The sequence below is a fragment of the Glycocaulis sp. genome, from assembly GCF_052168375.1.
Classification (GTDB): domain Bacteria; phylum Pseudomonadota; class Alphaproteobacteria; order Caulobacterales; family Maricaulaceae; genus Glycocaulis.
The window spans coordinates 1-8,692 of the sequence record NZ_JBQLZR010000132.1 but is presented as its reverse complement, the minus strand read 5'-3'; the positions used below and the strand labels follow the sequence as shown (position 1 = coordinate 8,692).

8 protein-coding genes are annotated in these 8,692 nt (G+C 65.1%); 7 read left to right on the top strand and 1 reads right to left on the bottom strand.

Annotated elements, in window-relative coordinates:
* From ACTS2Z_RS05160 to ubiG, 4 genes are all read left to right on the top strand, one after another.
* On the top strand, positions 1–914 hold a 914-nt coding region (locus ACTS2Z_RS05160), incomplete at its 5' end, for an aspartate kinase (RefSeq protein ID WP_442572155.1).
* 78 nt (positions 915–992) lie between these two features.
* Entirely contained in the window at positions 993–3,320 is a 2,328-nt protein-coding gene (gene ptsP / locus ACTS2Z_RS05155) for a phosphoenolpyruvate--protein phosphotransferase (RefSeq protein ID WP_442572154.1), read from the top strand.
* A gap of 142 nt (positions 3,321–3,462) precedes the next feature.
* Positions 3,463–4,308, top strand: a complete 846-nt coding sequence (locus tag ACTS2Z_RS05150) for a helix-turn-helix domain-containing protein (RefSeq protein WP_442572156.1) — start codon at positions 3,463–3,465, stop codon at positions 4,306–4,308.
* A gap of 122 nt (positions 4,309–4,430) precedes the next feature.
* Positions 4,431–5,195, top strand: coding sequence for a bifunctional 2-polyprenyl-6-hydroxyphenol methylase/3-demethylubiquinol 3-O-methyltransferase UbiG (gene ubiG / locus ACTS2Z_RS05145; protein ID WP_442572153.1), 765 nt, complete (start codon positions 4,431–4,433; stop codon positions 5,193–5,195).
* Positions 5,196–5,214: 19 nt separating this feature from the next.
* On the opposite strand, the gene ACTS2Z_RS05140 is transcribed toward ubiG, so the two are convergent.
* Positions 5,215–6,693 carry a peptidoglycan DD-metalloendopeptidase family protein gene (locus ACTS2Z_RS05140; protein ID WP_442572152.1) on the bottom strand — a complete coding sequence of 493 codons (1,479 nt, stop codon included), beginning with the start codon at positions 6,691–6,693 and terminating at the stop codon, positions 5,215–5,217.
* A gap of 235 nt (positions 6,694–6,928) precedes the next feature.
* Between ACTS2Z_RS05140 and ACTS2Z_RS05135 the strand changes: the two genes are divergently transcribed.
* The 3 genes from ACTS2Z_RS05135 to ACTS2Z_RS05125 form a co-directional block, all read left to right on the top strand.
* The gene (locus ACTS2Z_RS05135; RefSeq protein WP_442572151.1) at positions 6,929–7,150 is read left to right on the top strand and encodes a hypothetical protein; all 222 of its coding nucleotides are present in this window, start codon (positions 6,929–6,931) and stop codon (positions 7,148–7,150) included.
* A gap of 55 nt (positions 7,151–7,205) precedes the next feature.
* Positions 7,206–7,877 (top strand): histidine phosphotransferase ChpT, encoded by a 672-nt coding sequence (gene chpT / locus ACTS2Z_RS05130; RefSeq protein WP_442572150.1) that lies wholly within the window; start codon positions 7,206–7,208, stop codon positions 7,875–7,877.
* 134 nt (positions 7,878–8,011) lie between these two features.
* Positions 8,012–8,692: Hpt domain-containing protein (locus tag ACTS2Z_RS05125; protein ID WP_442572149.1), on the top strand; the 681-nt coding region annotated here is incomplete at its 3' end.

The window sequence follows — 8,692 nt, the reverse complement described above, 5'->3', positions numbered from 1 at the left end:
GGCAGTTGCGCATCGAGGTCGAGGGTGCGCCGGGGGCTGCGCGCATAACCGGCATCGATGCAGACGTTCTGCAGAGGCTACTGGCCGACGGTGTGATCCCGGTCGTGGCCGGGTTTCAGGGTATTGATGCGCACGGGCGCCTCGCGACACTGGGCCGGGGCGGGTCAGACCTTTCGGCAGCCGCCATAGCGGCGGCCATTGGCGCCGAGTGCGACATCTATACCGATGTGGACGGGGTGTTCACGACGGACCCGCGCATAGAGCCTGCGGCGCGGCGGCTGGAGCGCATTTCACACGATGAGATGCTGGAACTGGCGGCCATGGGTGCCAAGGTCCTGCAGACCCGCTCGGTCGAGTACGCGAAAGCCAAAGGCGTCGCGATGCGCGTCAAATCGAGCTTTGCCGCGCCGGGCACCAGTCTTGGGACTGAAGTCCTGAGCGAGACCAAGCTGGCCGAACGGCGCGTGGTGTCCGGCATTGCCTATGCCCGCTCGCAGGCCCGCATCGCGGTGCCGGGCATCGATAGCGAAGGCAAAGGCGCAGGCCCGCTTTTCGCGGCGCTGGCAGGCGCCGGCGTGCATGTGGACATGATCGTTCAGGGCCGGGCGCGCTCTGGCGGCACCAATCTGGAATTTTCCGTCGAGGCGCGCGACCTGCGCAGCGCGCTTGATGCGCTGGCCGGTCATGAGGGTCTGAGTTCTGAAATCGGCCTCGCCAAGGTGTCGGTCGTCGGCACGGGGTTGAGGGGGCGGGCAGATGTGGCGCGCACGCTCTACGGCGTGCTTCAGGGCGAGGCGATCGGCGTGCGGATGCTGGCCACATCCGAGATCAAGATTTCAGCACTCGTGAACGAGGATGCTCTGGAACGGGCGGTTCGCGCCCTTCATGCAGCCTATCGGCTCGACGAGGGTTGACGAAGCGGGCGAAAGCGGTCACTGCCCGCCCGAAAATCCAAGACAGCCTGCCCGCAATCCGGGATGGATGACGCCGCCATGACGCCGACTATGCCCACACTGGACGGCAAGGCCCTGCGAGGGCCGCGGCGGCTATTGCACCGCATCCGCGATCTGATGGCCCAGCAGGATCAGGCGCAGGCGCGCCTCGACCGGCTGACCCGCATCATCGCCGAAGAGACCGGCTCGGACGTGTGCTCGATCTATCTGGTGCTGCCCAGCGGCGCGCTGGAATTGTCGGCGACGCACGGCCTCAAGGCCGAAGCGGTTCACAATCTGCGCCTTGCGCGCGATGAGGGCCTTGTGGGCCTTGTGGCCCAGCGTGCCCGGCCCGTCTCGGTGGAAAACGCGCCCGCCCACCCCAGCTTTGCCTACAAGCCGGAAACCGGCGAGGAGCCGTTCAAGAGCTTTGTCGGTGTGCCGGTCTTGCGCGGCGGGCGGCTGGTGGGGGTTCTGACCGCCCAGACCATGGCGGTGCGGCCCAGCACCGAAGAGGAAATCGAAACGCTGCAGACCGTGGCCATGCTGCTCGCCGAGATCGTGGTCTCGGGCGAGTTGCTGCGCGCGGAGGCCTTCTCCGATCTCGAACTGCGTGCCTCCGGCCCGGAGCGCTATGCCGGTGCGGCGCTGTCTGCTGGGATCGCGATGGGCGTGGCGGTCATACACGAGCCGCATGTTGCCTCTGGCCGGATGATTGCCGAGGACGCAGAAGCAGAAGAGGCGCGCCTTGATGGTGCGGTCGCCGATCTGCGCAGGGGTCTCGATGAATTGCTTGAATCGGGCCGCGCGCCGATCGGCACGCCGTCGCGTGACGTGCTGGAAGCCTACCGCATGTTTGCCCATGACCGGGGCTGGATTGACCAGCTTCGCGAGGCGGTGCGCTCCGGCCTGACAGCCGAGGCCGCTGTGGAGCGGGTGCGCAACGCTCACCGCGCCCGCCTGATGAAGGCTCGGGAGGCGCATTTCCGCGAACGCCTGCACGATCTGGAAGACCTCGCCAACCGCCTCCTGCGCCATCTCGCCGGACCCGATGCGGTGCGGGCCCTGACCGAATTGCCGCCCAATGCAATCCTTGTGGCCCGCTCCATAGGCCCGGCAGAGCTGATGGAGCTTGACCGCTCGCGCCTGATTGGCCTTGCCACAGAGGAAGGCTCTGCCACCAGCCATGCGGCCATCGTCGCCAAGGCTCTGGGCATCCCCATGGTGGGCCAGGTCGAAGGCGCGCTCGACCGGGTCGAGGATGGCGACACGCTGGTCATTGATGGCGAGTTCGGGGTCCTGCACGTGCGTCCGGGCGACGAGGTGCTCACCGCCTATGCCGAGCGCATGGAAGGGCTCTCCAAGGCCAATCAGGCCTATGCCGCGCGGCGCGACGAACCGGCAGTGACCGCAGACGGCACGGCCATGGAGCTTTCCATGAATGCCGGCCTGCTGATCGAGCTGCCGCGTCTTGCCGAGACCGGCGCGGCGGGGGTCGGGCTTTTCCGTACCGAATTCCAGTTCATGATTTCCCACACCCTGCCGCGCGTCTCGACCCAGATCGAGATGTACAAGGCGGTGCTGAACGCGGCGGGCGGCAAGCCGGTCGTCTTCCGCACGCTGGACCTTGGCGGGGACAAGGTGACCCGCTTCATTCCCGAATTGCGCGAGCCCAATCCGGCGCTCGGCTGGCGGGCACTTCGCATGGGCCTCGACCGGCCTGCGCTGACCCGCTACCAGCTGCGCGCGCTTGTACGCGCCAGCGCGGGGCAGGCGCTGAAAGTCCTCTTCCCCATGGTTGCCGACATTGGCGAACTCGCCCGCGCGCGTGACCTGCTCCATACCGAGCTGGAACTGGCCCGCCGTCATGGCCACGAGGTGCCGTTGAGCGTCGCGACAGGTCTGATGATCGAGACGCCGGCGGTCGCGTTCGCGCCTGAACCCTTCCTGGCGCTATGTGATTTTGCCGCCGTGGGCGCCAACGACCTCATGCAGTACTTCTTTGCGGCGGACCGCCAGAACCCGCAGGTCGCCCATCGCTATGATGTTCTGAACCCGGCGCCGCTGAAGCTTCTCAAACATATCCGCGAGGCCTGTGACGCGGCCGGCAAGCCGGTTTCGGTATGTGGCGAGATGGCGGGGCGGCCTCTGGAAGCGTGCGTTCTGGCAGGGCTTGGCTATCGCCGCCTGTCGATGGCGGCGGGCAGTATCGGACCGGTCAAGGCGGCGCTTCTGGAATGTGACAGCGTGCGGCTCTCAGCCTGGCTGGACCGGGAAATGGCGAATGACGCTCCGCGTCCGGATAAATCCTTGAGACAAAAGCTGATCAAAGCTGCGCAAGACGCCGGAATATCTTCACGACTTGTTGATAACCGTGCTGCATTTTGATTTAATCCACTTGCGCTGCGATCAAAAAGTCACAGGAAAGTGGCCCGACTCGGCGCGAGTGGTGAGGGGAAGCCGCTGACAAGCGGTTCAAATTGCGATGCAAAAGCTGGCCGGTCAGGTAGCAGGAAGTCAGTACGTGCCCATGGATGCCGTCTTTGCCAATGCGCCGGTTGCGGCGCACGGCCCTTCAAGTGTTGGCGACACCCTCAGGCAGGCACGGCTCAAACATGGCTGGACCCTCGATTCCGCCGCGGCGCGCACCCGCATCAAGCGCGACTATCTGGAAGCGCTCGAAGCCATGGATCCGCGCGGTCTGCCGTCGCGCGCCTACACGATCGGCTATCTGCGCGCCTATGCCGGCTTTCTCGAGCTGAACGTTTCCGAGCTGGTCGACCAGTTCAAGCTGGAGGTCGAGTGCGAAACAGGCCGGGCCCAGCCGACCGCTCCGAAAAAGAAACGCGAATTCAAGCTGCCCAAGGGCGTCATTGGCGCTGTTGTCATTCTGGGCAGCGTGCTGGCCGCGACCAGCTGGTATGGCGTGCACATCACCCGCACGGGCGCTTTCGCCGAGGCACCCGATCCGGCCCTGCTTCTGGCCACGCCCCGTCCGGTTGTGGAGTCCAGCCGCGCGCCCGATCCGGCCCGTATCTGGGCAGACCTTCCCACCGCCCATGCGCCCGAAGCGCTGGTGTTCACCGCGATCTCGCCGGTGACGCTCGAAGTGCGCGATGCGTCAGGCCGCGTCCTCTTCGCACGGGAGCTGGCTGCCGGCGCGTCCTATCGTGCGCCGGATGAGGCAGGCCTTGAGGTTACCGCCACCGATGCAGGCGCGCTGCGCGTGCGTTCGGGTTCACAGGATATCGGTGTGCTCGGCGAAAGCGGGCAGATACTGGAATCCTTGGCCATGGACGGTTTTGTCCAGAACTGGCGCACCGCCCAGGCGGCCGCCAGCGCTGGCGGTGCGGCGGGCGCTGCGCCGGGCCGGTAGGTCCGTTTTTTCACACTGACTGCGGCAAAGCGGCATACCTTGCGTGAAGTGGGGTGTCGAATTGCGCGTGCGCGCTACCATATCAAAGGCACACCCCTTCAAACCGCCCGCAGGATAATCCCATGGCCCATGCTTCCTCGCCCGAAACGCTCTCCAGCCCGTCCATTGACCCGGCGGAGGTGGAGAAGTTTTCGCGCATGGCGGCAGAATGGTGGGACCCCAAATCCAAGTTCGCGCCCCTGCACAAGTTCAACCCGGCGCGCCTGACCTGGATACGCGAGCGCCTGTGTGCCCATTTCGGCGGTGAAGGACGCACACCGCTGGAGGGGTTGGACCTTCTTGATATCGGGTGCGGCGGCGGGCTGGTGTCCGAACCCATGGCGCGCCTTGGCGCGAAGGTGACAGGTGTCGATGCGGCCGAGGCCAATATCAAGACGGCGCTCGTCCATGCGCAGGAGGCAGGCCTCGACATCGACTACCGGCACGGCACTGCCGAGCAGCTACTGGCATCGGAAGGGGCGGGCCGCTTCGATGTCGTGCTCAATCTGGAAGTGGTGGAACATGTCGCCGACCCGGTGCAGTTCCTGACCGATTGCGCGGCGCTGGTGAAACCCGGCGGGATGATGATTGTCGGCACGATCAACCGGACGAGCCGGGCCTTCGTGACCGCGATTTTCGGGGCGGAATATGTGCTGGGCTGGCTGCCGCGCGGTACGCACCGCTTTGACAAGCTGGTAAAGCCGGAAGAGGTCGAGGCAGCGCTGAAAGCGGCAGGCCTCTTTCCCGAAACCCCCGTGGGTGTCAGCTATAATCCGCTCAAAGACAGCTTCTTCATTAGCTCGGATGCGGGCGTGAATTATCTGCTGGCGGCCGACAAGCCGGCGTGACGCCCCTGCGTGTCAGGCGTTAGCGCAGGCCGCTGGCGCCCGAGCCGGAGCTGGCGCGCCGTTCGGAGCGCTCTGCAACCAGCATGTTCTCACGCTCGGCGTCGCCATTGGCAGGGGCGGCCTGATCGCGCAGAGCAATGATGCGGTCGCGTTCCACACCGAATACGCCCAGCTCGTCGGCTTCCAGACGGCGGCCCGTCGGCAGTTCTAGGCTCATCGGATTCATCGGACGGCCATTGAGGTGCACTTCATAGTGCAGGTGCGGCCCCGTCGATGCGCCCGTGGTGCCGACATAGCCGATGGTCTGGCCTTGCGTCACACGTGTGCCTGCCCGCACGCCGCGCGCAATGGAGTTCAGGTGGGCGTACACGGTCTGATAGCCGTTGGAGTGGCGCAGGCGGATGTAATTGCCGAACGTGCCGAACCAGTCAGCGCGCTCCACGGTGCCATTGCCGGCCGCATAGATCGGAGTGCCCGTCGGCGCGGCGAAATCGGTACCGTTATGGGGCCGGTTGGTGCGGCGGATCGGGTGGAAGCGCATCCCGAACTGGCTGGAAATGCGCGCACCGTTGATCGGCATTTTCATCAGCAGGCGGGCCGCGCTTTCGCCTTCGGCGGTGTAATAGCCGATATCGCCGTCTTCGGCCTCAAAGCGGAAGTATTCCAGCGGATTACCGCGCCCTGCAAAGGTCATGTAGAGGATGTTTCCGGTGCGGATCACCTCGCCGGCGCGATTGGTGTAGCGCTCGAAGACGATATCGAACGTGTCGCCATACCGGATAGTGCGGAAGTCGACCGCGTGGCCCAGCACCAGTGCCATGTCGGTGACGATGCGGTCAGTGGCACCAGCTTCCAGGGCTGCGGCGTAAAGGCTGGAGGTGATCTCGCCGGTAGCGCGGACGATCTCGCGCTCAACGGTCATGACGGCTTCGCGGGTGCGGTAGCTGCCATCGGCGCTGCGCGCCACGGTCAGCGTGCGTTCTGAATCGGGACGGAAGGAAATGCCGGTCAGCGTCAGGCCGGTCTCGTCATCGGCGGAAATGCGCTGCAGCGGGTCACGCTCGAAGAAAAGGTTCAAGGACTGGCCGGCGCGCAGGGAGCGGGCCGGATAGACCGGATCAAGCGCGGCAATGGCGCGTGCGGCGTCCACGCGGCTGGCGCCGGCATCGGACAGGACGCTGGCAAAGGTCTGGCCCGAGCGGACCGTGACTTCAGTGGCCAGAAGGACCGGGCAATCCATGCAATTGGTGAAGGCGGCGTGTTCGGCCATCACCATGTCATCAAGGGAAGGCGCGGCTTCGGCGGCTTCAGCCATCAGGGCCGAACCGACCGGATCGAGCGCGTCATACTCTGGAGCCGCCGCTGATGCCGACGTGCCGGACATGGTGCGGCTGATCAGGATCGCCGCGACCAGCAGCAGCGCCACGGTCAATGTTGCAAAGAAAACCAGCGCACGAGAGCGGTGGGCGTCAGCGAGGCGGACGTCAAAACCGGACATGCGAATTATTTCCCTCTTTCCCGCGCGGGTCTCATTACAGGCCGCCATTCCAGCGAGGCAAGATGCAGGCCAGTATCACCCCCCGTGACAGGCTGTCATCTTCCCCGGATCGTGCCGGAGCGGCACACACAGTGACAAGGACGAATCATCTTGCCAAGGGGTGTTATGTCGCCGGTGGAAGGTTAATGTCCTGCTTGCGCAGCCGCATCGCGCCTCCGGCGTTGAAAGGAATGCAATGAAAACGTGGCTACTCGGGGGCGTTCTCGGCGCCATGCTGATATTCGCCATCTACTTGTCGGCGCGCCTGTGGATGAGCATGGACAATGCCGTTGGCGGCCATGGCTGGGCAGCGCTGGCGATCGGCGCGGTGCTGACCTTTGTTGTCGGGGCAGGGCTGATGGCGCTGGTCTTCTTCTCGTCGCGGCATGGCTATGACGATGATGACCGGGAGCCGTGAGGCCGGGCGCGCGCGTTAACTCTTTCGCGATCAAGAATCGGCTAATGCTGCGTCCATGAGCACGCAACACACCCCCACCGCCAGCGAGCTTGCCGCACTTCTGTGCGCCCGGCTCTGCCATGATCTCGTCAGCCCGGTTTCCGCGCTCGGCGCAGCCCTGTCTGTCCTCGACGACGAAAACGCCGCAGACATGCGCGATGATGCGATCGAGCTGATCCGCACCGGGGCAAACCAGGCCCATGCCAAGCTGGAATTTGTGCGCCTTGCCTTTGGTGCTGGCGGGTCACGTCCCGGCAGCATTGATACAGGCGAGTTGAAGCGTCTCGCCGAGGCGATGTTCGCCAGCTCCAAGCCGGATCTGGTCTGGAAGGTGCAGGCAGCAGGTCTCGACAAGCCGGCGGCGCGGGTTCTTCTGAACCTCGTCTGGATGGCGGTGGACAATGTGCCTCGGGGCGGCACCGTCACGGTCGAGGCGACCGCAAGCGATGCCGGTGACAGCCGCCTGAAGATCGTTGCAGCCGGTCCGCGTGCGCGCATCGATCCGGCCTATGTCGAGGCGCTGGCCGGCCGGGCCGGTGAGGATGGCTATGATGGCCGTTCCATCCAGCCGTATTACGCCGGTCTGATCGCTCGTGAGCATGGCGGGCGGGTCGAGGCGCGTGCCGAGGAGGAGCGCATCGAATATGTGGCGCTTCTGGGCGCGCAGGCCAGCGTTCAGGCAGCCTGATACAGGGCGCACGTTCCGGGCGCGTCGCCAAACGATGCGTTAACCTCGATCATGTGATTCTCCACCCTTGATGTATGTGCGCGGGCGCCGCGCCAGTTCGCCCTGCGGGCGGCTGTTCAGGGGACGGGTTCACCATGGATGAGCTGATTGGCGAATTTCTGGCCGAAACGGCAGAAAGCCTGGATACGATCGACGTCGAGCTGGTGAAGTTCGAGTCCGATCCTACAGACCGGGCAACCCTCGACAATATTTTCCGCCTGCTTCACACGATCAAGGGCACGTGCGGCTTCCTCGGCCTTGTACGGCTCGAAGCGATAGCGCATGCCGGCGAGACGCTGCTGGGCAAGTTCCGCGATGGAACCCTGGTTGCAGACAGCGCCGCGGTGACCCTGGTCCTGCAATCGCTTGACCGCATCAAGCTGGTGCTTGCGGGTCTCGAGCAGACGGGCAACGAGCCGGAAGGCGATGACAGCGCCCTGATTGCAGAGCTGGAAGCGCTGGCAACCGGAGAGGCGGCGCCTGCACCTGCGCCCGCTCCTGAACCTGAACCGGAGCCCGAACCGGAAATCGCCGCTATTGCTGAAGTTGAAGCCGAAGCGGGCTTTGACGCCGATCTTGGCCGCCCCTTGCGTCCAGGAGAGGTCTCGCTGGCCGAGCTGGAAGCCGCTTTCCTGTCCGCAGACGGACCGGAGATCATGGCCGCGCCCGCCGAAGACGACATTGATAGCGACGATGAGGCGGAGATCATTGCGCCGGTGAAACCGGCCGCCCGTCCCCAGAGCGCTGCAAGCCCGGTAATGGCTGCTGGCGATGAC